Source organism: Massilia psychrophila, from assembly GCF_002760665.1.
Taxonomy (GTDB): Bacteria; Pseudomonadota; Gammaproteobacteria; order Burkholderiales; family Burkholderiaceae_D; genus JAFCUW01.
On the sequence record NZ_PDOB01000002.1, the window covers coordinates 1 to 25,789 of the forward strand.

19 protein-coding genes are annotated in these 25,789 nt (G+C 63.0%); 4 read left to right on the forward strand and 15 right to left on the reverse strand.

Annotated elements, in window-relative coordinates; all coding sequences use genetic code 11:
• A partial coding sequence (locus CR103_RS01945) for a right-handed parallel beta-helix repeat-containing protein (protein WP_143752492.1) occupies positions 1-1,021 on the reverse strand: 1,021 nt, incomplete at its 3' end.
• A 680-nt stretch (positions 1,022-1,701) separates the two neighbouring features.
• Between CR103_RS01945 and CR103_RS01950 the strand changes: the two genes are divergently transcribed.
• The 4 genes from CR103_RS01950 to CR103_RS01965 all read left to right on the forward strand — a co-directional run bounded on the left by CR103_RS01950 (position 1,702) and on the right by CR103_RS01965 (position 6,903).
• The gene (locus tag CR103_RS01950) at positions 1,702-4,116 is read left to right on the forward strand and encodes a TonB-dependent receptor (RefSeq protein ID WP_229442626.1); all 2,415 of its coding nucleotides are present in this window, start codon (positions 1,702-1,704) and stop codon (positions 4,114-4,116) included.
• 13 nt (positions 4,117-4,129) lie between these two features.
• Positions 4,130-5,227, forward strand: a complete 1,098-nt coding sequence (locus CR103_RS01955) for a glycerophosphodiester phosphodiesterase (RefSeq protein ID WP_099914337.1) — start codon at positions 4,130-4,132, stop codon at positions 5,225-5,227.
• Positions 5,228-5,473: 246 nt separating this feature from the next.
• Positions 5,474-6,436, forward strand: a complete 963-nt coding sequence (locus CR103_RS01960; protein WP_143752493.1) for a hypothetical protein — start codon at positions 5,474-5,476, stop codon at positions 6,434-6,436.
• A 17-nt stretch (positions 6,437-6,453) separates the two neighbouring features.
• On the forward strand, positions 6,454-6,903 hold the full coding sequence (locus tag CR103_RS01965) for a TlpA family protein disulfide reductase (RefSeq protein ID WP_099914339.1): 450 nt from the start codon (positions 6,454-6,456) through the stop codon (positions 6,901-6,903).
• A 188-nt stretch (positions 6,904-7,091) separates the two neighbouring features.
• On the opposite strand, the gene typA is transcribed toward CR103_RS01965, so the two are convergent.
• The 14 genes from typA to CR103_RS02030 form a co-directional block, all read right to left on the reverse strand.
• Entirely contained in the window at positions 7,092-8,924 is a 1,833-nt protein-coding gene (typA, locus tag CR103_RS01970; RefSeq protein ID WP_099914340.1) for a translational GTPase TypA, read from the reverse strand.
• A gap of 262 nt (positions 8,925-9,186) precedes the next feature.
• Entirely contained in the window at positions 9,187-10,116 is a 930-nt protein-coding gene (gene truB, locus CR103_RS01975; protein ID WP_099914341.1) for a tRNA pseudouridine(55) synthase TruB, read from the reverse strand.
• Positions 10,117-10,530 (reverse strand): 30S ribosome-binding factor RbfA, encoded by a 414-nt coding sequence (gene rbfA, locus CR103_RS01980; protein ID WP_099914342.1) that lies wholly within the window; start codon positions 10,528-10,530, stop codon positions 10,117-10,119.
• Between the two features lie 95 nt (positions 10,531-10,625).
• On the reverse strand, positions 10,626-13,448 hold the full coding sequence (infB, locus tag CR103_RS01985) for a translation initiation factor IF-2 (RefSeq protein ID WP_099914343.1): 2,823 nt from the start codon (positions 13,446-13,448) through the stop codon (positions 10,626-10,628).
• A 47-nt stretch (positions 13,449-13,495) separates the two neighbouring features.
• Positions 13,496-15,061, reverse strand: coding sequence for a transcription termination factor NusA (gene nusA / locus CR103_RS01990; protein WP_099914344.1), 1,566 nt, complete (start codon positions 15,059-15,061; stop codon positions 13,496-13,498).
• On the reverse strand, positions 15,058-15,546 hold the full coding sequence (rimP, locus tag CR103_RS01995; protein ID WP_099914345.1) for a ribosome maturation factor RimP: 489 nt from the start codon (positions 15,544-15,546) through the stop codon (positions 15,058-15,060). Before rimP ends, nusA begins: the two co-directional genes overlap by 4 nt.
• A gap of 259 nt (positions 15,547-15,805) precedes the next feature.
• Positions 15,806-17,839, reverse strand: coding sequence for a 23S rRNA pseudouridine(2605) synthase RluB (gene rluB / locus CR103_RS02000; protein ID WP_099914346.1), 2,034 nt, complete (start codon positions 17,837-17,839; stop codon positions 15,806-15,808).
• Positions 17,826-18,602 carry an SMC-Scp complex subunit ScpB gene (gene scpB / locus CR103_RS02005; protein WP_099914347.1) on the reverse strand — a complete coding sequence of 259 codons (777 nt, stop codon included), beginning with the start codon at positions 18,600-18,602 and terminating at the stop codon, positions 17,826-17,828. Before scpB ends, rluB begins: the two co-directional genes overlap by 14 nt.
• A complete protein-coding gene (locus CR103_RS21915) occupies positions 18,599-18,985 on the reverse strand; it encodes a hypothetical protein (protein ID WP_143752494.1) in 387 nt (128 codons plus the stop codon). The genes scpB and CR103_RS21915 overlap by 4 nt, the downstream gene beginning before the upstream one ends.
• Complete coding sequence (locus CR103_RS02010) at positions 18,986-20,029, reverse strand: glucokinase (protein WP_099914348.1); 1,044 nt, start codon at positions 20,027-20,029, stop codon at positions 18,986-18,988. It lies immediately after the preceding gene.
• 150 nt (positions 20,030-20,179) lie between these two features.
• Positions 20,180-21,886: an ABC transporter ATP-binding protein gene (locus CR103_RS02015; RefSeq protein ID WP_099914349.1), complete on the reverse strand. Its 1,707-nt coding sequence runs from the start codon at positions 21,884-21,886 to the stop codon at positions 20,180-20,182.
• Positions 21,887-21,895: 9 nt separating this feature from the next.
• Positions 21,896-23,020: an ABC transporter permease gene (locus CR103_RS02020; RefSeq protein ID WP_099914350.1), complete on the reverse strand. Its 1,125-nt coding sequence runs from the start codon at positions 23,018-23,020 to the stop codon at positions 21,896-21,898.
• A gap of 19 nt (positions 23,021-23,039) precedes the next feature.
• Entirely contained in the window at positions 23,040-23,978 is a 939-nt protein-coding gene (locus CR103_RS02025) for an ABC transporter permease (protein ID WP_099914351.1), read from the reverse strand.
• Positions 23,979-23,996: 18 nt separating this feature from the next.
• Entirely contained in the window at positions 23,997-25,772 is a 1,776-nt protein-coding gene (locus CR103_RS02030) for an ABC transporter substrate-binding protein (RefSeq protein WP_099914352.1), read from the reverse strand.
• Between the last annotated feature and the right edge of the window lie 17 nt (positions 25,773-25,789).

Genomic DNA, 25,789 nt, shown 5'->3' on the forward strand with positions numbered 1-25,789 from the left:
TGTAGATACCGCCGCAGTCGTGCAGTCGGACGCAAGCGCCGTCGACCACGCTGTTCTTCACGGAAGTGTTGCGGTTATGCAGCACGCTAATGCCGTGGTAGCCCGAATTGGTGACCCGCACATTGTCAATGGTGTTGGTGCCGCCGTCGCCGAACATGATGCCCGCATCGGTCGTCGACGGCATGCCGCTCATACCGGTGTTGCTGACGGTCGAGTTGGTGATTACAGCGCCGTTGACCGAGTACCAGCCGTCGATACCATTGCGGCGCGAATTCGAGACGTTGCTCAGGTTCACTTGCAAACCCTTGCTGCCGCTGGCCCAGATACCGTCCCTGGCGCTGTTGGTGATATCGGTATTCAACACTTTCAGGTTGGTCGAGGTGTTCGCGCTGACGCCGTCGGTGGCCGAGAAAATCCTGACGCCATCGATCGTGATGCCGCTCGAATTGTCGGCATTGACGCCGTTGCCGTTGGCCGAGGCCCAGACCTTTCCTTCAGGATTCGAGCCGTCGGGCGACCACATGTGGATGCGGCCGTTCGACACTGCCCATTCGCCGGGTGAATCGAGCATCCACAACTTGCCTTCGACGTAGAACGGCTTGCCCGTGCTGACGCTGTTACCGGTCAACACTTGCGATCGGATGACTGATTGGTTATCCAGGAATACGTGGTTGGCGCCGGCCAGGTCGCTGCTCGGCATGCCGCTGGTGCTGGTTGCCCAAGGCTGGTTCGGCCAGTGCGCGGCGGGGACCAAAGTGCTGTCGACGGCAACTTGCACGACGGCGAAGCTGATCGGTGCCGAGTAGATGTTGCCTGCACCCTTGACCCAACCGGTGATGGCGCGGCCCGGCGAAATGCCTGCCTTGCCGCACGTGCCGACGGTCTTGACCGTCACGTTGGTCTTGCCGTTGAGCTCGAGCGTACCCTGGTAGGTCGTGCCGCATTGCAGGCTGACGGTGGTGCCACTGGCGACGTTGGTCGGCGTCGGCAGAACCGTGCCGATCGGCGGTGTGGCGGCCACAGTCGCTGCCGCGGCAAGCGCTGGTGCGTCAGCGGCGGCGGGCGTGGCGGGCGTTGGTGCGTGCCGCAAGTTGGCGGCAAGTTGAGTGCTATCAGCGGCGGGCGATGCCACGCCTGGCGTGGTGTCGGCGGTTGACGTGCCGCCACCACAAGCAATCAGGGAGCCTATCAGGCTGGCGCCGATGGTAAGACGGGTTACAAGTTGATTGAGGGAATGTGAATGACCGTTTTGTAGCATGAATTGATCCTAATAAATATTAAGGTGTGAACTGGTGGACTGGTGAACTGGTGAACTGGTGAACTGGTGAACTGGGCCGACCATCCCGAATAAACACGTCAGCGCGGCAGGCCACGCGAAAGTCGATCCAGACAAAAAAGCAAGCCCTTCGTTAAAACAATTTGATCCGCATCAAAAGCAGAACAAGTTCAGACAGACTCAATAATTGAAAGTTTCCGAAAAACCGTGGTTATGGTGAATTTTTTTCTTGGTAGCATGCGCGCCCACCGGGTGGCGATCCAATCGTGGCCAGCAGAACTTGAAGCGCAGCGCAGCCAAGGCTGGGCAGGTAATAGGCCAGTCACAAACGAAACGTATAACTGCTGCATTGACACGGCATTTTTGATAATCGTTTGTACGAGGCGACCGCCAGCTGGCGCTTCAGGCAACTACGGGAGTTCACATTGATTCAGCAAAAAATGAAGTTGCCATGCCGTTTGCCCCCCAGCCTGATCGCCGCCGCATGCACTGCCCTGCTCTCTGCCCTACTCTCTGCCCTACCCTCTTGTCCCGCGCAGGCGCACACCAGCGCCACGGGCGACATGGAAGCCAACAGCGCCGCCACAGCGACCGAGGCGAGCATGCAAACGGTGGTGATTTCGACGCGCACGACCCGCTCCACCGTGGCGATGAGCGGCGCGGAAGTGCAGAAAATTTTGCCGGGCACTAATCCGATCAAGGCGTTGCAAACCCTGCCTGGTGTAAGCTTCCAGAGCGCCGACCCGTGGGGCAACAACGAACAGAACCTGTCGCTGTTCGTGCATGGCTTCAGCGGTTCGCAGCTGGGTTACACGCTCGACGGCGTACCGCTCGGCGACCAGCAATACGGCAACTACAACGGTTTGTCGCCACAGCGCGCGGTGATCAGCGAAAACGTCGGCGCGGTGGTGCTGTCGTCAGGCGCCGGCGACCTCGCTACGCCGTCGACCAGCAATCTGGGCGGCACCATTGACACCTTTTCGTCCACCCCGCTGCAGCAGCGCCGCGCTACCGTCGAACAGACCTTCGGCAGCTACAAGGCGTCGCGCACCTACGGCCGCTTCGATACCGGCGAATTCGGCGGCGGCAATACCATGTATGTGTCGGCCATGCGGCTCGACGCCAAGGCCTGGGACTTCGAGGGCCAGCAAGGCGGCAAGCAGCTCAACGCCAAGTTCGTGCGCGATACCGGCGCCGGCGTGCTGACCGCCTACTTCAATTACAACGACAAGATCGAACCGAACGAAGACAGCACCGTGCACCTGGCCGGCGAAACGAGCTCGCCCTACACCCGGCCCTTCACCTATCCGGACTTCGCCGCGGCGCTGAAATACCTGTCGCCAACCGGCGCCACGCCGGCGGCCGACGGCAACAACTATCGCAACTACTACAGCGATGCCCAGCGTACCGACTACCTGGCGTACGTCAAATACGAAGCGCACCTGGGCGACGCCACCAAATGGACCAACCAGGCCTACCACCACATCGATGACGGCGTCGGCGTGGTAGCCGGCCCGATCGGCGTGGCCGGCTTGCCGGGCCTGTTCAGCGTGTACTTCCCGAACCAGAACCTGAAGCAGGTATTTGGCAATTCCGGCTACGCCACCCGCACCACCGAATACGACATCAAGCGCGGCGGCCTGATCTCGAACGTCGTGACCGAAGCGGGCGCGCACAAGATCGGTTTCGGCATCTGGTGGGAGCACAACAAGGCGTCGGCCTACCGCCGCTGGTATGCGCTCGACGTGAACAACCCGTCGACACCGTACGACCGCCCGGCCAATGCGCTCATTACCCAGTACGGCAGCCTGATCGACAACAACGTGGTGCAGCTGCATTTACAGGATGAGTGGCGCATGCGGCCCGATTTCGCCCTGCAGGCCGGCTTCAAGTCGAGCCTGCAATTTGCCGAGGGGACCTTCCCGGTCCAGCCGGCGCCCGGCGCCATTGCCGGCGGCTCGAAAGCGCTACCGGTCGGTAAAATCATCACCAAAAAATGGTTCTTGCCGCAGTTCGGCGCACGCTGGGACGTGACGCCGCGCGACCAGGTCTTTGTCAACATCCAGAAGAACCTGCGCCAGTTCGTCACCTACGGCGCCGGCGGCGCCTCGCCATGGAGCCTTGCCAGCCAGGCCGGATTCGACCTGTTCAAAAGTACCGCCAAACCGGAAACGTCGGTGACGTATGAAGTGGGCGTGCGCGGCAACCGCGAGCTCGACCTGGGCGCGGTGTCCCGGATCGAAGGCCAGGCCAACATCTACCACGTCGATTTCAGCAACCGGATTTTGCAGATCAGCCCGAACCCGGTGGTATCGTCCATCATCGGCGGCAACCCGATCCTGGCCAACGTCGGCAGCGTGCGCACCACCGGCCTCGACGTCGCCGGCACCGTTTATTTCGGCAAGCACTTTTCGTTCTACGATGGCGTGTCGTACAACCGCTCCGAGTATGCCGACGACTACAGCAACGGCGCCGCCGTGGTCCGTACCGCCGGCAAGAAGGTGCCGAACAGCCCGGAATGGATGAACAAGTTCGTCGCCAGCGCCAACCATAGCGGCTGGGAAGTGCAGCTGGTGGGCGACTATGTCGGCAAGCGTTACGCCACCTTTACCAACGACCTGGCAGTCGACCCGTACTTCCAGATGAGCCTGTCGATCGGTACCAAGTTCACGATGCCGGCAGGGTCCATGCTGAAGCAACCGCGCCTGAAACTCACCGTCAGCAACCTGACCCAGGAAACCGGCGCCTCGGTGGTGCTGGTGGGCGCTGCCAGCGGCACCTACAACACGTTTCCGATTGCGCCGCGCCAGGTGTTCCTGACGCTCGGCGCAAGCTTTTGAAAGGCGGCGCGGCATGACGCTCAATCGCAGGAAGTTCATCGCCGGCGCCGGCTCGCTGTGCCTCACCCCGGCCGTTTTTTCGGCCGCACCGCCGAAGCGCAAAGTCGACGTGTTCGCCCACCGCGGTGCCTCGGCGCTGCGGCCAGAGCACACGCTGGCGGCGTACGCGCGCGCCATCGCCGACGGCGCCGATTACGTTGAACCGGACCTCGTCATTACCAAAGACGGCGTGCTGGTGGCGCGCCACGAGGCGGAACTGACCGAAACGACCGACGTCGCCCAACGGCCGGCATTCGCCGGCCGACGCACCAGCAAGACGATCGACGGCAAGACCCACAGCGGCTGGTTCGTCGACGATTTTACGCTGGCCGAACTGAAGACGCTGCGGGCGATCGAGCGTTTGCCCAAGGTTCGTCCCGCCAACGCGCTGTACGACGGCATGTTCCAGGTACCGACGTGGGACGAGGTCATCGACTTCGTCGCCGCCGAAGCGGCCACCCGCGGGCGCACCATCGGCGTGGTGCCCGAGCTGAAAAGTTCGACCTACTTTGCCAAGGCCGGCCTCGCGCTCGAGGACCGCTTCCTGGCCTCATTAGAGGCGCACGACTACACGCGCCGCCATCCGGTCGGGATCCAGTCGTTTGAAGTGGCCAACCTCAACTACCTGCGCGCGAAACTCGGCAAGCGGCCCAACATCCGCATCATGCAGCTGGTCGGCGACGCCAACGCCAGGCCGGGCGACGTCGCTGCGGCCGGCGGCGCGCTGACGTATGCCCGGATGGTCACGCCCGACGGCTTGAAGGACATCGCCCGCTACGCCGACGTGGTGGCGCCGCAGGTGCGCGCCATCATCCCGCTGCAGCCTGACGGCCGGCTCGGCACGCCGACCGCGCTCGTCGCCAACGCCCACCAGGCCGGCCTATTGGTGCAGATCTGGACCTTCCGCCCGGAAAACCGTTTTTTGGCAGCGGACTTCCGCGACGGCAATGGCGAAAACGCCCGCAATGAGGCCGGTTCGGTGGCCGAAATGCGGCGCTACATCGCCGAAGGGATCGATGGGTTTTTCAGTGACGATCCGGGGCTGGGACGGGTGGCGGTGGGGACCGGCTGAAGAGCGGGAGAATCCGCGCCTTGCATGGCCGAAAAAAACCCGCGGACCCCGCGGTTTTTTCTTCGGGGCCACAATGAACACCTGCCCCATCCCTCCATATGCAACGGCTTGGCCCGATAGCGTTTGCCGTGCGTTTCATTGCTCAGTTTCTTGACATTGGCCGAGCCGAAGTCGTCGCGCTCGAACTGCGAACACATCGTCATTGGACATGTCTAATAAGTCTAACTTGAGACAAGGAAACAAGCGATGAAAGCTCTTACCTCTGGCTTGGCCGCAGCGATGGCCATCACTTTCGTGCCATCGCTGGCCTACGCCAGCTGCAGCTCTGCATTTTGCACAGTCAATACCAATTGGAGCGCCCAAAGCGCGCTGGTGGAAGCGGGGTCGTCGTTCGACCTGCGCTATGAATATATCGACCAGACGCAGCTGTTTTCCGGCACCGACAAGATCGCCGCTGGCCAGTTTGCGCGCCCCGACGACGAGATCAGCACGGCAAATCGTAACCTGGTAGCTACTTACAGCCGCAACTTCGGCAACGGCTGGGGTCTGACGCTGAGCGCGCCGGTTACACAACGCGATCACGTCCACCTGCACAAGCGCGATGGAGAACCGGAACGCGAAGAATGGAAGTTTACCAAGCTGGGCGACATGCGCGCAGTCGGCCGTTATCAGTTTGCAGCAGTCGGCGACCCGCTCAACCCGAGTACCAGCGGCGTGACGCTAGGCCTGAAGCTGCCCACCGGACACACCAGCGTCAGCAATGCAAACGGCGATGTGGCGGAGCGCAGCTTACAGCCAGGCACCGGAACCACGGACCTGATCGCCGGCTACTTTTACCACCAGAAGCTAAGCGCCAGCAATGCGTCGTGGTTCGGCCAGGCGCAGTTCCAGCATGCCTTGAACAGCCACAGCGGGTTCAAGCCGGGCGCGCAGCTGAACATGGACGTCGGTTACCGGCGCGGCGTTGGCGACCGACTCGGTCTGCTGATGCAACTGAACCTGGTACACAAGCGTGCCGACCGCGGCAGCGAAGCTGAGCCACTCGACAGCGGTTCCCGATTCGTATTCGCCAGCCCCGGCTTGTCCTATGCGGTTTCCGATAATTTGCAGGTGTACGGCTTTTTTCAGTTTCCGCTGTACCGGCGCGTTACCGGGGTCCAGTTGAGCGCTGACCGTGCCTTCGTTGTTGGATTGTCGGGCCTGCTTTGAGCGCAACGGAGAAAAAAATGAAACGCTTCTTCGTTGCACTGATGCTCATGAGCGCGCTGGGGTGCGTCGAGGCCGCGCCGTTTCAGCTGACCGATACGAAAGGCATGACGCACACGCTGGCGGCGTACCGCGGCAAGTGGGTGCTGGTCAATGCATGGGCAACGTGGTGTTCTCCATGCCTTGTCGAGATGCCGGAACTCGAAGCGCTGAGCAGGTCGCACCCGGATCTGATCGTGCTCGGCCTGGCCGTCGACGGCCAGGATGCGCGCCGGGTGATGCAGTTTGCCGAGCGGCTGCGCGTAACTTATCCGATCATCGCGGCCGATCAAGCAGCGCTGCGCCAGTTCACACTGCGTGCGTACCCGACCAGTATGTTGTACGACCGTTCGGGCGCCGTGGTGCTGACGAAGGAAGGCAAAATCACGCGCCAGGAAGTGGAAGCGATCATCGGCCCCCCTTCCAACTGAATCTGGTCGAAAAATATTACAAGGCCGACAATGCCGGCCCCTGCCAAATCCGAACTGCTGCACAAGACGCTACCGTGCAGCTGAACTTCGGTACATGATCGCGTGCCACTTCACTGCGCGGGACGAAAAAAAACCCGCAAACGACGCGGGTCTTTTTGTTCAGGGCGGGTCAAGCGCCCGGTTGCTTGTTACGCGTCGCGGCCTGCACGCTTGCGCTCGTTCTCTTTCAAGTAACGCTTGCGCAGGCGGATCGACTTCGGCGTGATCTCGACCAGTTCGTCGTCGGCGATGAATTCGACGGCGTATTCGAGCGACATCTGGACCGGCGGCACCAGGCGCACCGCTTCGTCGGTACCGGACGAACGCACGTTGGTGAGCTGCTTGCCCTTGATCGGGTTGACGACCAAGTCGTTGTCACGCGAGTGAATGCCGATAATCATGCCTTCGTACACCGGATCGTTGTGGACCACGAACATGCGGCCGCGATCCTGCAGTTTCCAGATGGCGTAGGCAACGGCGGCGCCGTCGTCCTGCGAGATCAGCACGCCGTTACGGCGGCCAGCCATTTCGCCACGGGTGTTGTCGACCGGTGCGTACTCGTCGAACACGTGCGACATCAGGCCGGTACCGCGGGTGAGCGTCATGAATTCGCCCTGGAAGCCGATCAGGCCGCGCGCTGGAATCTTGTACTCGAGGCGCACACGGCCCTTGCCATCCGATTCCATGTTCTGCAGGTCGCCGCGGCGGCGGCCCAGTTCTTCCATCACGCCGCCCTGGTTGACTTCTTCGACGTCGACCGACAACTGCTCGAACGGCTCGTGACGCACGCCGTCGACCATCTTGAAGACCACGCGCGGACGCGATACGGCCAGTTCGAAGCCTTCGCGGCGCATGGTTTCGATCAGGATCGTCAGGTGCAATTCACCGCGGCCCGATACTTCGAAAATGGTGTCGTCGTCGGTCGGCGCCACGCGCAGCGCAACGTTCGCTTTCAGTTCGCGGTCGAGGCGGTCGCGCAGCTGGCGGCTGGTGACGAACTTGCCTTCGCGGCCGGCCAGCGGCGAGTTGTTGACCATGAAGTTCATCGTCAGCGTCGGCTCGTCGACGGTCAACATCGGCAGCGCTTCCGGAGTGTCAGGCTGGCAGATGGTCGAACCGATACCGATTTCGTCGATACCGTTGATCAGCACGATGTCACCGGCAACCGCTTCGTCGACCAGCACGCGCTCGAGGCCCTTGAAGTTCAGCACTTGGTTGATGCGGCCCTTGATCGGGGTCGCATCGGGACCGTTCAAGACCAGCACGTCCTGACCCGACTTGATACGGCCGCGCGAGATGCGGCCAATGCCGATCTTGCCGACGTACGAAGAGTAGTCGAGGGAAGTGACCTGCATCTGCAGCGGACCGTCCGGATCGTCGTCGCGCACCGGCACGTGGGCCAGAATCGCTTCGAACAGCGGGGTCATGTCGCCTTCGCGCACTGAGGAGTCGAGGCTGGCGTAGCCGTTCAGGGCCGACGCGAACACGACCGGGAAGTCGAGCTGCTCGTCGGTGGCGCCGAGCTTGTCGAACAGTTCAAACGTGGCGTTGATTGCCCAGTCAGGACGGGCGCCCGGACGGTCGATCTTGTTGATGACGACGATCGGCTTCAAACCCAGCGCCAGCGCCTTGCGGGTGACGAAGCGGGTCTGCGGCATCGGGCCTTCCTGGGCATCGACCAGCAACAGCACCGAGTCGACCATCGACAGCACGCGCTCGACTTCGCCGCCGAAGTCGGCGTGGCCTGGGGTGTCGACGATGTTGATGTGGGTGCCGTTGTACTCGACAGCACAGTTCTTCGACAGAATCGTGATGCCGCGTTCTTTTTCGAGGTCGTTCGAATCCATCACGCGGGCTTCGACTTGCTGGTTTTCACGGAAAGTACCGGATTGGCGCAGCAGCTTGTCCACCAGCGTGGTCTTGCCGTGGTCAACGTGGGCGATGATAGCGATGTTACGAATTGCGCGTTTTGGATTTGACATGGTCGTAAGGAACTAAGAAGGTACGTACTAAGGTACGAGGTGTACGAAGGTGTACGGTGTTTCTGATTTCTGGAACCGACTAGTATAGCACGGTAACACCCATTATTCACGGATGGCCGGCGCAAGGACCTGTAATTTCAATGGCTGGCCGAATTGAAAGACAGACGGCCTTGGGAGCCGGCTTGTGAATTGGCGGACGTACGCTGCGCGTGCAATGGCTGGCGAGATTGTAAAGATGAAATATGCCGGGGAGATGACGTCGCTACAAAGCGCCGCCTTTAAACACGATCAGCCGCTCAGGTGCAAGCACCGCGTATTCCCGCAAGACGGCAGTGCCAAGCAGGTGCTCGTGGTGATACACGCGCACCCGGCCCAGTTGCTCCGGCACGGCGACGTCTTCCTTGCCCAATGCCAGCCGCTGGCCGTTGAGGAAGCGCTTCGCCAGTTCGTCCGTCAGTTGCACCGCCGGAAAGCTCGACAGCAGCGCATCGACCGGCGCCAGCATCGACAGCGGCGCCGGGTTCGCCTGCAAGGTCTCCAGCGTCACCATGCCGTCGACCGTCAGCGCGCCGACCCGAATGCGGCGCAGCGCATTCAGGTGGGCGCCGCAGCCGAGGGCGTTGCCGATGTCTTCGCCCAGCACGCGGATGTAGGTGCCCTTGCTGCAGGTGACCAGGAGCTTGAGGAACGGCGCCTCGTAGGCAACAAAGTCGAGCTGGTGGATCGTCACGGGGCGCGCTTCGCGCTCCAGCGTGATGCCTTCGCGGGCGTACTCGTAATACGCACGGCCGTCGCGCTTCAAGGCCGAATACATCGGCGGCACCTGCATGATCGGGCCGCGCCACTGCGCCAGCACGGCGTCGATCTGCGCGCGCGTGACGTTCACTTCGCCGGTAAAAATCGCTTCGCCTTCGGTGTCGCCGGTGTTGGTGCTGATGCCAAGGTGGACCGTGGTCTCGTAGGTCTTGTCCGCTTCCAGCAGGTCTTGCGAAAACTTGGTCGCTTCGCCGAAGCACAGCGGCAGCAGGCCGGTGGCGAACGGATCGAGGGTGCCGGTGTGGCCGGCCTTTTTGGCGTTGAGCACCCGCTTGGCCTTGATCAGGGCGTCGTTCGACGACAGGCCGACCGGTTTGTCGAGCAGCAGCACGCCGTCGACCAGGTCGCGGACCCGTTTTACGTGAGGCTGTTTCATTTATTGTGGTTCGGCTTCCGGCTTTTCGTCCGGCTCGGCGTCGGCCGCGCGGGTGGCGTTGGCCTGGTCGATCAGCAACGACATTTCCATGCCGCGCGAGGTCGAGGTGTCGTGCACGAAATGCAGTGCCGGCAGGGTGTGGATGTGCAGCAGCTTGCCCAACTGGTTGCGGATGAACCCGGACGCGGCGGCGAGGCCCTCGTTGGTGTTCTTGATCGCTTCCTTCTTGTCGTTGAGCATGGTGTAGAACACCTTGGCATGGGCGTAGTCGGGCGTGATCTGCACTTCGGTAATGGTGACCATGCCGATGCGGGGGTCTTTCAAGCCGGAGGCAAGGATTTCGGCCAGGTCGCGCTGGATCTGGTCGGCCACGCGCAGGCCGCGCGCGGGAATGTTTTTGCTGTGTTTTGCCATGATCGTCTATTACTTCTCTAAAAAAACGCAGGGCGTCAATCAGCGTGATGCCGATTGACGCCCTGCGATGTTGCTGCTGTTTTTCGATTAACCGATTACAGCGTCCGGGCGATCTCTTGGACTTCGAACACTTCCAGGGTGTCGCCAACCTGGATGTCGTTGTAGTTCTTGAGCGACAGGCCGCACTCGAGGCCGGCGCGGACATCTTTGGCGTCGTCCTTGAAGCGTTTGAGCGAATCGATTTCGCCAGTCCACACCACGATGTTGTTGCGCAGCAGGCGCACCGACGACGACCGCTTGACCACACCATCGGTGACCAGGCAACCGGCAACGGCGCCAACTTTCGACACCAGGATGACCTGGCGAATCTCGACCTGGCCGGTGATGGTCTCGCGCTTCTCAGGCGAGAGCATGCCCGACAACGCGGCGCGCACTTCGTCGATCGCATCGTAGATGATGTTGTAGTAGCGGATGTCGACGCCGTTCGACTCGGCCAGCTTGCGCGCCTGGGCGTCGGCCCGGGTGTTGAAGCCGATAATGACCGCTTTCGAGGCCACTGCCAGGTTGACGTCCGACTCGGTAATACCGCCCACTGCAGCATGCACGACTTGTACACGCACTTCGTTGGTCGACAATTTCTGCAACGAGCTGACGAGCGCTTCCTGCGAACCTTGCACGTCGGTCTTGATGATCACCGGCAGGTTCTTGACCTCGCCTTCGGCCATCTGGTCGAACATGTTTTCCATCTTCGCTGCCTGCTGCTTGGCCAGTTTCACGTCGCGGAACTTACCTTGACGGAACAGACCGATTTCACGCGCCTTGCGCTCGTCGGCCATGACCATCACTTCTTCACCGGCAACCGGCACTTCGGTCAGGCCCTGGATCTCGACCGGAATCGATGGACCGGCTTCGGTGATCGATTTGCCGTTTTCGTCGAGCATGGCGCGCACGCGGCCGAACGAGGAACCGGCTAGGATCACGTCGCCGCGACGCAAGGTACCGGATTGCACCAGGATGGTGGCGACCGGGCCTTTACCCTTGTCGAGGCGGCTTTCAACCACCAGGCCACGGGCCGGCGCATCGCGCGGTGCTTTCAGTTCCAGCACTTCGGCCTGCAACAGCACCTGCTCGAGCAGCTCGTCGATACCCTGGCCGGTCTTGGCCGACACTGGCACGAATGGCGACTCGCCGCCGTATTCTTCCGGCAGAACCTGCTCGGCGACCAGTTCCTGCGTCACGCGGTCCAGGTTGCCGCCCGGCTTGTCGATCTTGTTGATCGCCACCACCAACGGCACGCCGGCAGCTTTTGCGTGGGCGATCGCTTCCTTCGTCTGCGGCATCACGCCGTCGTCCGCCGCCACCACCAGGATGACGATGTCGGTCGCTTTTGCTCCCCGTGCACGCATGGCCGTAAAGGCTTCGTGACCCGGGGTGTCGAGGAAAGTGATCATGCCGCGCGGCGTTTCGACGTGGTAAGCGCCGATGTGCTGCGTAATGCCGCCCGCTTCGCCGGACGCCACTTTGGCGCGGCGGATGTAGTCGAGCAGCGAGGTCTTGCCGTGGTCGACGTGACCCATGACGGTGACCACCGGTGCGCGCGACATCGACTCGAAGTGGGTTTGCTCGCCCTGATCGGCCAGCAGTGCTTCCGGATCGTCTTCGGCGGCGGCAAATGCTTTATGGCCCATTTCTTCGACCAGAATCATGGCCGTTTCCTGGTCCAGCACCTGGTTGATGGTGCACATCTGGCCCAGCTTCATCAATTGCTTGATGACTTCCGATGCCTTCACGGACATCTTGTGCGCCAGTTCGGCGACCGTGATGGTCTCCGGCACGTGGACGTCCTTGATGACCGCTTCGGTCGGCGCCTGGAAATTGGTTTCGCGGTCTTCGTGGTGCGAAGGACGGCGACCGCCCTTGCTGGCGCCACCGCGCCAGCCGTCGCGTCCGCCGGTACCGACGTTGCCGCGAGGCTTGATCGAACCCGGGGCACCACGTTTTTTGGCGTCGTCCGACCAAGTCGACGAAACGTTCGCCGATTTGATCGACTTCTTGTCGGCCGTGAGCGGCTTCTTGTCGGCGACTTTTTCGCCCGGCTTTTTATCGGCCGGCTTGTGCAGCGTGCCTTCCGGCGCCTTCGGCTTCAGGGCGGCAACGGGCGGCGCGACCGGCTCGGGCGCCTTGATGGCACGGCGCGGCGCGTTCATCATGGCCTTGATCGCAGCGACTTCGTCGGCCACGGCCTTGCGCGCCCTGTCGTTCGCTGCGACGCGGTCGGCAGCTTCCTTGGCGGCAGCGGCAGCCTTGGTCTTGGCATCGGCGGCGGCAGCTTTCTTCGCTTCGTCGTCGGCAGCGGCAACACCGGCGCTGGCGGCTTGGGCCGCGGCGCGCTTGGCGTCTTCGGCCGCTTCCTTCTTCGCTTCGTTTTCAGCCTGCTTGGACTGGGCTTCTTTTTCAGCGTCGAGCTTGGCGAGGCGTTCCTGCTTTTCGCGCAGGTCCGCTTCTTGGCGCAAGATCAGCTCGGCCTGGCGGCGCGCTTCGTCTTCACGGCGCGTCACTTCGGCGACATCAATGACCGGCGGCGGCGCCTCGATCACTGGCGGCGCGACCGGTTCGTCGCGCTGCACGAAGGTGCGCACTTTTTTGACCGCTACCTGGATCGTGCGTGACTTGCCCGAAGCGTCAGCCTGCTTGATCTCGGTCGTTTCCTTGCGCGTCAGCGTGATCTTCTTCTTTTCGGTGTCCGCCGCCGTGCCGTGGGTATGGCGCAGATGGGTCAACAGCTTATCCTTATCATCTTTCGACAATGGATCTGACGTCGAGCTTTTCTCGACGCCGGCAGAACGCAGCTGCGTCAGCAGCAAGTCTGCCGGCATCTTCAGTTCGGTGGCAAATTGGGCTACGTTGTTACTCGCCATTCAGTCCTCTTTTCTTTGTGTCGCGACAGATGATAAAGATACTCAAATTAAGCCTTGGCCAGTTCTGCCAGGCTCCAGGCTTTCGCCTGCAACGCCTTGGCGCGGTCATCGTACTTTGAGTCGACCAGCTTCATCTCGTCGTCGGTCACATCATTAAATTCATTTTTAATCAGTTCACGGGCACGGTCCGACGGCAACGCCAAAATGGCGCCGAACTCGTCATATGCAAGGCTTGAGAACGCTGCGACATTCTTGATGCCTGCCAAGCCCAGCTTGCCGGCCGTGTTGCGGTCCATGCCATCCAGGTTGACCAGCGACTCGTCCATGCCTTCCAGGCCTTCTTCCGACGCGATCGCTTCCGTCACCAGCGCATCGCGGGCCCGGGTGCGCAGTTCGTTGACGGTGTCTTCGTCGAACGATTCGATATCGAGCATCTCCGCGATCGGCACGTAGGCGATTTCCTCGAGCGAAGCGAAACCTTCTTCTACCAGGATGTCGGCCACTTCCTGATCGACGTCGAGCTTTTCCATGAACAGTGCACGCACCGCCGCGGTCTCCTGCGCCGATTTGTTTTCCGATTCCTCGGCCGTCATGATGTTGATCTTCCAGCCCGTCAGTTCGGCCGCCAGGCGCACGTTCTGGCCGGATCGGCCGATCGCGATGGCCAGGTTTTCATCATCGACGACAACGTCCATCGCGTGTTTTTCTTCATCGACCATGATCGACGACACGTTGGCCGGGGCCAGCGCGCCGATGACGAACTGGGCCGGATCGTCCGACCACAGCACGATGTCGACGCGCTCGCCGCCCAACTCACCGGTAACGGCTTGCACGCGCGAACCGCGCATGCCGACGCAGGTGCCGATCGGGTCGATCCGCTTGTCGGCGGTGTAGACGGCGATCTTGGCGCGCACGCCGGCGTCGCGCGCCGCCGATTTGATTTCCAGCAGGCCCTGCTCGATCTCGGGTACTTCGAGTTCGAACAGTTTCATGATGAAGTCGGGCGCGGTGCGCGACAGGATCACTTGCGGGCCGCGCATGTTGCGGTCGATGCGCAGGATGAAAGCGCGTACCCGGTCGCCGATACGCAAATTCTCTTTCGGGATCATCTGGTCGCGCGGCAGGCGTGCTTCGATCTTGCCCGATTCGACGATCGCGTCGCCGCGCTCCATCCGCTTGATGGTGCCGGTGACGAGTGCATCGCCGCGCTCGAGGAAGTCGACCAAAATCTGTTCGCGCTCGGCGTCACGCACGCGCTGCAGCACCACTTGCTTGGTGTCCTGGGCGAAGCGGCGGCCGAAGTCAACCGACTCGATCGGCTCTTCGATATATTCGTCGACTTCGATGTCGGGGATTGTCTCGACGGCTTCGAAGTGGAGAATTTCCTGGTCAGGCAATTGCAGGCCGGCGTCGTCAGGCACCACGTGCCAGCGGCGGAAGGACTCGAACTCGCCGGACTCGCGGTCGATCGACACGCGAATATCGACTTCGCCCTCGTAACGCTTCTTCGTGGCTTGCGCCAGGGCGAATTCGAGCGCGCCGAAAACGACGTCCTTATCGACGTTTTTTTCGCGCGCAAGCGCATCGACCAACAATAAAACTTCGCGACTCATGCTTTGCCCTTCTTAAAATCTACCTGCGGCACCAAGCGTGCCTTATCCAAGTCGGCGAGCGTGAACTCCAACAGCGCCGGACCATCCTTACTTTCAAATTCCAAACCGATTTTTTCGCCTTGCGGCGCCTGCAGGATCCCGGTGTAGGTCTTGCGGTTGGCGCTACCGGTAAAGGCCACGCGCAGCTTGACGGTGCATTCCTCGCCTGCAAAGCGCGCGAAGTCGGCCAGCGTGCGCACCGGGCGATCCAGCCCCGGCGACGAGATCTCGAGCCGCTCGTAAGCGACGTTCTCGACCGTCAGCACGTGCGACAGCTGATGGCTGACCGTTGCGCAATCCTCGACCGTGATCAGGCCTTTTTCGGCGGCGTCGGCGGCGGAGAAGTCGATGTATACGCGCAAAATCCCGCGGTCGCCCTTCTCCACATCGACGAGGTCATAACCGAGGCCAGCGACTGTCGTGGCGATTAAATCAAACTGCTGCAATCAATCTCTCCAGATACCAGGCCCGCGCGCGGACCGCTAAAAACGTTTTACCAAAAAAAAAATGGGCATCTGCCCATCTTCTTATATTCCCTGCCAGATGAAGCACTTGCATCAGGCTAACGCTGGCAAGGGACTTTATTCGACTGCAGATTATAACGCTTTTCAGGCCCGCCCGCAATCGCTCGCAAGTCAAATATCCATTAGTGCAACACTTGCTCTGCAATTAGCGGGATGCCTTCAAAGCCGGGCAGTCATTGCATCAACCGCGGCGGCCGCGGCGTGGCAGGCCATGGTCGGCGCCACGCGGACCTTGCGGGCCCTGGGGACGGCGCGCCGAACCGGCGTTGCCGAAGCCAAAAGTGGTCTGCAGCGGATCCGGCTGGCGCCCTTTCGGCGCACCGCCGGCGGACTGGCCGCCTGGACGACCCTGGCCTTGCGGACGACCGCCCTGGCCCTCCTGCGGACGGCCGCCTTGCCCACCATCGGACCGGCCCTGCCCTTGCGGACGGCCCTGCCCTTGCGGACGGCCCTGTCCCTGCCCTTGCGGACGGCCTTGACCCTGGCCGCCACCGGCGGTTGGATGACCGCCGGGCATGCCGCCGAAGCCGGCGCCGACCGGCGCCGCCTGGCTGCGGCCATGCGGCCGGCCGCCACGACCCATGCCACGGCCGTTCGGCGGACCGAACGGGTCGGCATTGCGGTTGGCGTCGACGCGGTCGATGCGGTTGCCGTCGTTGCGGCTATCCTCGTCGAGCACGCGCGGACCGGCGGCAGCGCGGCCTTTGGGACCGCGGGCATCCGGCGCGCTGGCGCGCTCGCCTTTTTCGCTCCGATCACTTTTTTCGCCTTTTTTCTCCACGCCGAACGCCGACAGCAGCGCGCGCACGTCATTTTCTTCCAGCTCTTCCCAACGGCCACGCTTGAGGCCGCTCGGCAGGGTCATCGCGCCGTAACGGGTACGGATCAGGCGCGAGACGGTCAGGCCGATTGCCTCGAACATGCGGCGCACTTCACGGTTGCGGCCTTCGCCGATCACCACGCGGTACCACTTGTTGATGCCTTCGCCGCCGCCGTCGGCGATCTTGGTGAACGCCGCGGTGCCGTCGTCGAGCTCGACGCCGGCCAGCAGCTTCTGGCGCATGCCTTCTTCCAGTTCGCCCAACGTACGCACCGCGTATTCACGGTCGATGTTGTAGCGCGGGTGCATCAGCCGGTTGGCCAGGTCGCCCGAGGTGGTAAACATCAGCAGACCTTCGGTGTTGAAGTCGAGGCGGCCGACGGCGAGCCATTTGCCGGCTTTCATGGTCGGCAGGCGGTCGAACACCGATGGCCGGCCTTCCGGGTCGTCGTGGCTGACGATTTCGCCGGCCGGCTTGTGGTACACCAGCACACGCGGCGGCTTGCTGCTCACTTTACGGTGAATCAGCTTGCCGTTGATGCGCACCGCGTCCGACGGCAGGATGCGCTGGCCGATGTGGGCCGGCTCGCCGTTGACCGACACGCGGCCGGCGACGATCAGGTCTTCCATGTCGCGGCGCGAGCCGAGACCGGCCTCGGCCAGCACCTTGTGCAGCTTGGGCGCATCGTCGTCCGACGTCAGGTCGCGCTTGACCGGCTTGGATGGCTGCGAGCGGGGGCCATCGTTGGCGTCGAACGCGTCGGACGTGACGTACGAAAACGCTTCGTCGGCGTCGTTACCGCGCGGTTTGCGGTGATGCTGCAGGCCGGGATTGCCCTTCTTGTTGGTCTTCGGACGCGGAGCGCGCTCCGGGCGTGGAGGCCGCGGCGCACGCGCCTCGGCACCTTCAGCCGCGGCAAGCGGGATGGCGGCGGCCGCCTCGGCCCCGGCGTCTTGCACCGGCGGCTGCAGCTGCGGGGCGAGCGCGTCACGCTGCTGGCGCTGTTCGCGCATCTGGCGCGGACCGCGCGGCGGACGCTGGCCACGGGCGCCTGGCACCTCGGCGCCTGCAACCGCATCTGCAGCATCGGCCGGCCCTGTCGGCTCGGCCAATGCTGCAGGTGCGGCGGCGATCGTTTGCGCCTTCGGCGGGCGCGGCTTGCGCGCGGCTGGCGCCGCTGCGGCCGGATCGGCGGCTTCGACGGTGATTGCGGCGGCGGCGTCATTGGGCGCGGCCTTGGCCACGCGCTTGGCGCGCGGCGCCTTGACGCCGGCTGCCGTGTCGGCCTCGATCTGGGCTTTGGTACGGCGCTTCGGCTTGGCCGCTGCTGCGTCCTTGCCGGCCATGTCGGCCATATCGGAGGCTGCTGTGTCTGTGGATTTAATTGGATTCATCGTTCGTTTCTGGGTTGTGCTGACCTGGCGCAGCGTCAACCGGTTTCTCTGGCGCAGGGTCGTGAATTGGGACTTCAACGGGTGAAGTGTCAAGGCCGGGGACGTCTATCTCGCCGCCTGCGCCATCATTGCCGGCGGCCATTGGGGCCGCCGCTTTGTCAAAATTTTCCTGCAAGGCCGCTTCCAGCGCCGCCATCTCGAGGCCGCTGCCGCGCATGTCGGCCACTTCCTGCAACGGCGGCAACTGCGACAGCGTCGCCAGGCCGAGGTCGTCGAGAAACTGCTTCGTCGTCCCCAGCAGCGCCGGGCGCCCGATCACTTCGCGGTGGCCCAGCACGTCGATCCAGCCGCGGTCCTCGAGCATCTTGATGGTCTGTGAATTGACCGCGACGCCACGAATTTCCTCGATGTCGCCGCGCGTAACGGGCTGGCGGTAGGCAATGATCGCCAGCGTTTCAAGTGTCGCGCGCGAATATTTGGGCGGCTTTTCCGGCGTCAGGCGGTCAAGGTATTGCTTCATTTCAGGCCGGCTCTGGAAGCGCCATCCGGTTGCCAGGCTAACGACCTCGATGCCGCGCCCATCCCAGTCGTGGCGCAATTCTTCGAGCATCAGCTTGATGGAATCGGCGCCGACGCCAGTGCCCATCGCGCGACCGTTGTCGTCAGCATCGACGAACAGCTTTTTCATGCCATGGATCGAGATTGGCTCACGTGCGCACAGCAAGGCGGTTTCGAGGACAATTTTAGCCTCATCAGTATTCATAGCGATGTCGTCAGCGGATCTTGCGCATGCAATGCAATGAAAATATCAAAAACCCGATCAACGAAGCGTCGAACCGTGGTCAATACGGCCGATTGGCAAACAACTTTCGTTACACTGGAATCCGTCGCCCGGGCCGGTGCGCGGTGGGCAGGATGGTACTGGTGGCGAGATCCATCCTCTGCCACACGGCTGCCGGCACACATGGCGGGCCGCAAGCCGTTGATTTTCAAGCGAAACGCTTCATTTGCGAGCGGCGGAAAGGCTTGGGGCCGGGCAAGCGCTACGTGAACGATCGACATCGTTTCTTTAAACTGGCGCCATTGTACCTGATAAAACGGCGAACGGCGCACAGCCTTCAGGCAGGCAACGACCGGCGTTGTCAATCAGCTTGCCAGTTTCTCCGCCAAAATCGCCGAGACGCCGAGAAAGGCCGGATAGTCGGCGGTGATGACGAAGGTCGGCACCTGCGCCAGGTAAGCGACGAAGCGGCCCTTCTGCTCGAAGCGGCTGCGAAACGGCGAGGCGGCGAAGCGCTCGCCCAGGCGCGGCACGATGCCCCCGCCTATATAGATGCCGCCTTGGGCGCCGAGGGTGATGGCGAGGTTGCCGGCCACGGTGCCGAGCATGCCGCAAAACACGTCGATGACCTGGTCGCACAACGCGCATTCGCCGCCCAGGGCGCGGCGGGTGATTTCCGGCGCCGCCAGCTTGCAATCGGGCTGGCCGGTGTGATGGGCCAGCGCGCGGTAGATCAGCTCGAGCCCGACGCCGGACAACAGCCGTTCGGCCGAGACGTGCTCGAACTGGCCCCAGGCAAAGCGCAGGATGGCGATCTCGGTGTCGTTGACCGGCGAAAAAGTGACGTGGCCGCCCTCGCTGCGCAGCGCGCTCCACCCCTCCCGGCACGGCACCAGGCCGGACACGCCGAGGCCGGTGCCGGCGCCCAGCAGCCCCATCGCACCGTGCTCGCGCGCGGCGCCGCCGCCGATCTGGCATTTCTGGCCGGCGTCGAGATACGGCAGGGCACGCGCCAGCGCGCTGAAATCGTTTTCCACCAACAGCGTGTCGAAACCGCACTCCCGGCGCAGCGCATCGATCGAAAATTCCCAGTGGTGGTTGGTCATCCGCACCAGGTCGCCCGTGACCGGATTGGCGATGGCAATTGCCGCGTGGCGAATCCTGCCGGCGCACATGCCAGCCGACAGCGCCGGCGAGGCCAGGTAGGCCTGCAATGCCGCTGCCAACGTCGGATAGCCGGCGCACGGCAGCACGGCGATGAAGCCGATCTGCCCCGGCGCCGATTCGAGCGCAAAGCGCGCGTTGGTGCCGCCGACATCGGCCAGCAGGCGGGGGCCATCGGCATAGGCGGCGGCGTGGGTAACGGCAGTTGCGGCTGGTAGCAACGGGGCGTGAATCGAAACAGTCATGATCGGAATTGAAAAGGCGACTGCCAAGCTTAAGGACTTCCGCTCAAGGACGCAAGCATTCTTTGTAGTTTAGGTACATCGTCTCGCAAAATACGCAAAATTTAGCCGAATTACTCCCTCGACAAGACGTAGTCGAGCTACTCCACTGCGCTACACCCCGCGCGGGATCGCACCCAGCAGCGTCCTGGTGTACGCATGCTGGGGATTGCGGTACAACTCATCCGAGTCGGCCAGTTCCACCACGCTGCCCTGGTGCATCACCATCACCTGGTCGGCCATGTACTTGACCACCGACAGGTCATGCGAAATGAAGATGTAGCTCATCCCCAGCTCGTCCTGCAGGTCCTGCAGCAAATTGAGCACCTGCGCCTGCACCGACACGTCGAGGGCCGACACCGACTCGTCGCACACCAGTATTTCCGGCTTCATCGTCAGGCAGCGCGCAATCGCGATGCGCTGGCGCTGGCCGCCCGAAAACTCGTGCGGGTAGCGGCCGAACGCCTGGGCCGGCAGGCCAACCTTCTGCAGCAGCGCGTGGGCCTCGGCGATGCGCTCGCCATCGTTGGCGCCGATGCGGTGGATCCGCATCGGCTCGAGCAGGATCTGGCCGACCGTGAAGCGCGGGTTGAGCGAGGCGTACGGATTCTGGAAGATGATCTGGATGCGCCGCTTGTAGGGCATAAAATCGCGTTCGGACATCGAGATCAGGTCGCGTCCTTCGAACATCGCCGTGCCCGAGGTGGCCTGGTGCAGCCGCAGCAAGGTCAAGCCGACGGTGGTCTTGCCGGAACCGGATTCGCCCACCACGCCGAGCGTCTTGCCGCGCGCCAGGGTGAACGACACGTCCTTGACGGCCTTGAATTCGCGCTTGCCGAACAAGCCTTCGCGAAAGAAAAAACTCTTCGACAGCTTGTCCACCACCAGCACCGGCACGTCGCCCGCCTGCGTGCCGCGCGAGCGCTGCGGCTGCGCCGCTACCGCCACCATTGCACCGCCGGCAATATAGTCGTCGATCACCGGCAAGCGCATCGGCCGCTCGTCCAGGTTCGGCCGGCAATGCAGCAGCGCCTTCGTGTAGTCGTCGGCCGGCTGGCTGAAAATCTGCCGCACTGCGCCCTCCTCGCGCACCACGCCGTGCCGCATGACGATGACGCGGTCGGCGATCTCGCCCACCAAGGCGAGATCGTGGGTGATGAACAGCACCGACATCCGGTGCTTTTTTTGCAGCTCGGCGATCAGCGCCATGATCTGCTTCTGGATCGTCACGTCCAGCGCCGTGGTCGGCTCGTCGGCGATCAGCAGCTTGGGCTCGCAGGCGATTGCCATCGCGATCATCACGCGCTGCTGCTGGCCGCCCGACAGCTGGCTCGGGTAGGCGTCGATCTTGCGCTCAGGGTCGGGGATGCCGACTTCGCCCAGCAACGCCAAGCTGCGCGCGCGCGCCTGGCGGCGGCTCATGCCCATGTGCAGGCGCAGCACCTCGGCGATCTGGAAGCCGACCGTGAACACCGGATTGAGCGACGACATCGGCTCCTGGAAGATCATCGAGATGTCCTTGCCGCACAAGGTGCGCCGCTCGGCCGGCGCCATTTTCAACAGGTCGCGGCCATCGAACAGGATGCGGCTGGCCGCATCGACCTTGCTGTTTTCCGGCGCCAGCAGGCCCATCACGGCGAGCGAGCTGACCGATTTGCCGCTGCCCGATTCGCCCACCAGCGCCACCGTCGCATTGCGCGGCACGTCGAACGAGATGCCCTTGACGGCCTCGAAGCTGGTTTTTTTATCGAGCCGAAAGGAAACGCGCAGGTCACGCACCTGCAGCAGCGGGCCGGCGTCGTGAGTGGAATCTTGATTCATGTGCGCGCCTTATTTCAATTTCGGGTCGAGGGCGTCGCGCAGCGCATCGGTAAACAGCGAGAACGCCGTCACCAGCAGCGCCATCGCGAACGCGGCGGCGGTCAACTGCCACCATTTGCCGAGGATCAGCTCGTTCTGCGCCTCGTTCAGCATGCTGCCCCACGACACCACTCCGACCGGCACGCCGAAGCCGAGGAAGGACAGGATCACTTCGGCCTTGATGAAGCCGACCACCAGGATCGACAGCTGCACCAGCGCGACGTGGCTGACGTTGGGGAAGATGTGGGCGAACATCTTGCGCCAGCTCGATGCGCCGATGGCGTCGGCCGCCATCACGTATTCGCGCGCCTTGTGTTTCATATATTCGGCGCGGATCAGGCGAAATGGGCCGGTCCAGCCGGTCAGGCCGAGGATCAGCACCATGGTGGTGACACCCTTCTGCTGCAGCACGGCGGCCACTGTCAGGATCATCAGGATCGACGGGATCGACGTAAAGATGCTGTAGAACCAGTTGAAGAAATCGTCGACCAGTCCGCCGTAATAGCCGGACACGGCGCCGAACAGCGTGCCCAGCGACACCGCCAGCAAGGCCGCCACCAGGCCGACCACGATCGAGGTTTCGGCGCCTTTGATGGTTTTCTTGATGACGTCGTGGCCCCATTTGTCGGCGCCGAACGGCAGCGTTTCACGGCGCGCAGTTTGCTTGGCCGCGACGTCGCCGGGCGTGGCGGCGCGCAGTTCGGCGCGCAATTGTTCAACCTCGGCGGCGAGCGGGTCGACCTGGCCGTACATGTCCAGCGCAGCGGATGTAACCTGCCGCGCGCCTTTCCCCAATTCTGCGCGGAGTGCCTTGATATCGTCGGCCAGCGGGTCGAAGGCGTTGTCGGGCAGCGCCGCTTCCGGCGCGCCAGGTGATTTTGCGGCGAGGCCGCCGGCCGCTCCGGCAAAGCTCGGCGGCGCGTAGTTGACGCCGACTTCGTCTTCCCAGTCCGCCACGATCAGCCCGCTCGAGGACAGCGCCAGCATCGCCAGGAAGGCCGCCACCACCGCCAGCGACACCATCGCCACCTTGTCGGCGCGCAGGCGGCGCCAGGCCAGCGCCCACAGGCCGGGGGAAGTTGCTCGATTGGTCATGCTGTACGGGTCCTTCGAATCAGGCAAGTTGAACCCGCGGATCGACGGCCTGGTACATCAGGTCGGTCAGCAGGCTGAAGATCATGGTGGCGGCGGCGACGTAGACGGTGATTGCCTTGATCACTGGAAAATCGCTGCGTTCGACCGCGAGGATCACTTCGCGCCCGATGCCGGGAATGCCGAAGAAACGCTCGAGCAGGAAGGCGCCGATCAACAGCGCCGGCAGGTTCGACATGACGTGGGTGATGATCGGGATCGCGGCGTTGCGCAGCACGTGGACCCACATGATGCGCGTCTCGCCCAGGCCCTTGGCGCGGGCGGTGCGCACGTAGTCCTGGTTGGCCTCGTCGAGCACGAAGCTGCGGTACAGGCGCAAGGTCGGCGCGATCGACACGGCCAGGCCGATGAGGATCGGCAACATTGCGTAGCGCAGCAGGTTTTCGCCGAACTGCTCGCCCCAGCCCTGCACCGGGAACAGGCCCAGCTTGTAGGCGAAGCCGTACTGGAACACGATGATGTAGACCAGGATCGAAATCGACATGCCGACGGTGCAGGCGATCATCACCGCGCGGTCGGTGAGCGAACCGCGCACGAAAGCGATTGCCAGCGCCAGCGCGATGCCGAAGAAGGTTTCGAGGATGGTCAGCGGAATCAACACCGTCAGCGACGGCCCCAGCCGCGTGGCGATGATGCGCGACACCGCCTCCCCGGTGGCCCAGGAATTGCCGAAGTCGAAGGTGACTATCTGCTTGACGAAAATCCCCAGCTGCACGTAATACGGCTGGTCGACGCCGAGCTGCTTGCGGATGTTGGCGATCGCCTCGGCGTTTGACATCTTGCCGGCCAAAATGTAGGCAGGATCGCCACCGACCCAGTTAAACAGCAGGAACACCAGCACGACCACACCGGCCATGGTCGGCAGCATCTGCCACAGGCGGCGCAGGATATATGAAAACATGTTGAATACTCCAAGGGGTCAGCCCCCTAAGTCGATGTACTGCCACTCCTGCTTGAGGATCGGGTGCTTCTTGTAGCCCATCACCTTCGGTTGCGCCAGCATGTTGCGGTAGCGTGCGTAGCCCATGCGCGAGGCGGCGGTCACTTCGATGCGGCGTGCCATCTGGTGGTACAGCACGTCGCGCTCTGGGCCGGCCGGCAATTTCTGCGTCTTGGCATACATGGCGTCGTATTGCGGGTCGGCGAAGCAGCCGGCGTTGTTCTGGTTCACGTTGGGGCCGTAGTACAGCTGCATGAAGTTGTCACCGTCCGGGTAGTCGGCCATCCACTGGTAGTTGCGGCTTTGCACTTTGCAGAGCTGCTCGGCCTTCAGCAGGTCGCTAAAGATCATGCGGTCATTGACCATCCTGATGCCGATCGACAAGTACGTCTTGCGCCACACTTCGGCCTGCAGCACGCCGCTGGCCTCGTTGCGCGAAACGTAACGGATGACCAGCGGCTTGCCGTCGGGCAGAGTGCGCCAGCCGTCCTTGCCTTTCTTGTAGCCGAAACGGTCGAGCAGGCGGTTGGCCAGCGCCGGGTCGTATTGCAGCAGGCTTTTATAGGCCGGGTCGTGGCCCACCACGCCGGGCGGGATCGGGAAATCGACCTGCTCGGCCTGGCCGTTCCAGACGATGGCGATTTCCTCGTCGATGTTGTGGGCGATGGCGATGGCGCGCCGCAGCGCGATCTTCTCGCGACTCATGCCGCCCAACAGCGGGTCCTGCATGTTCCAGTAGTAATAGGTTACTTCCGGGTCCATCTGGCGCGACAGTTGCACGCCCTTGGCCGCCAGTTCCGGGCGCAGTTTGCCATTCAGCAGTGCTTTCGGCGCCAGCGGGCCATCCAGCCAGAACAGGTCGGTACCGCCGCTCTGGAACGACAGCCAGCGCGACTGGTCCTCGGTCATCACCGAAATGTCGACCCGCCCGATCTGGCCGATCCGCTTGCCCTTCATCTGGGCGATGATGCGCTCGTCATCAGGCGTGCCGTTGCCTTTGAAATCCCAGGTTTCCACCCGGTGGTGCGGATTGCGCTCGAGCACGATGCGGCTGCCGCGCACCCATTCGCCCAGGGTGTAGTAGCCGGTGCCGACCGGATTGGACGCCACTTCGCCTTTGACGTCGCCATATGCGGCCACCACTTCGCGCGCCAGCGCCGAAGTCGGGTCGTGCGCCAGGATCATGCCGAGGTTGAAGTCGGTCCGGGTCAGGTGGATGCGCAGCGTGTATGGGTCGAGGACGTCGAAACCTTCGACCTTGGCGTCGTAATCGAAGCGGCCGGTCTTTTGGGCATCAAGAGCCAGTTTGTCGAAGCCGATCACCTTGCCTTCGAACAGCCAGGCGTGCGGCGCACCCAGTTTTGGATCGAGCAGCCGTTTCCAGGAATACACAAAGTCGGCCATCGTCAATTCGCGCGGCCGGCCCTTGAAGGCCGCGTCGGGCGTGAACAGGATGCCGCGCCTGAGGCGGATGGTGTAGGTCTTGCCGTCGGCCGACACTTCCGGCAGCGCGGCGGCGGCCTGCGGCACCAGTTTGGCTGGGCGCGCCAGATAGTCGTAGGTGTACAGGGTTTCGAAGATGGCCTGGGTGACGTGGGCCGAGTACAGGTCGCGCGCGGTGGCCGGATCGAAACCGGTTTCGGCGGCGGGGAAAATGTAGCGCAGCGTCTTGACCGGTTCGGCTGCTGCCACCATCACCGGTGCAGCGCCCAGCAGGCCGAGGCAGAGCAGCAGGGTAGCCCAGGCGGTTTTCATCAACGGAGGTTTCCTTC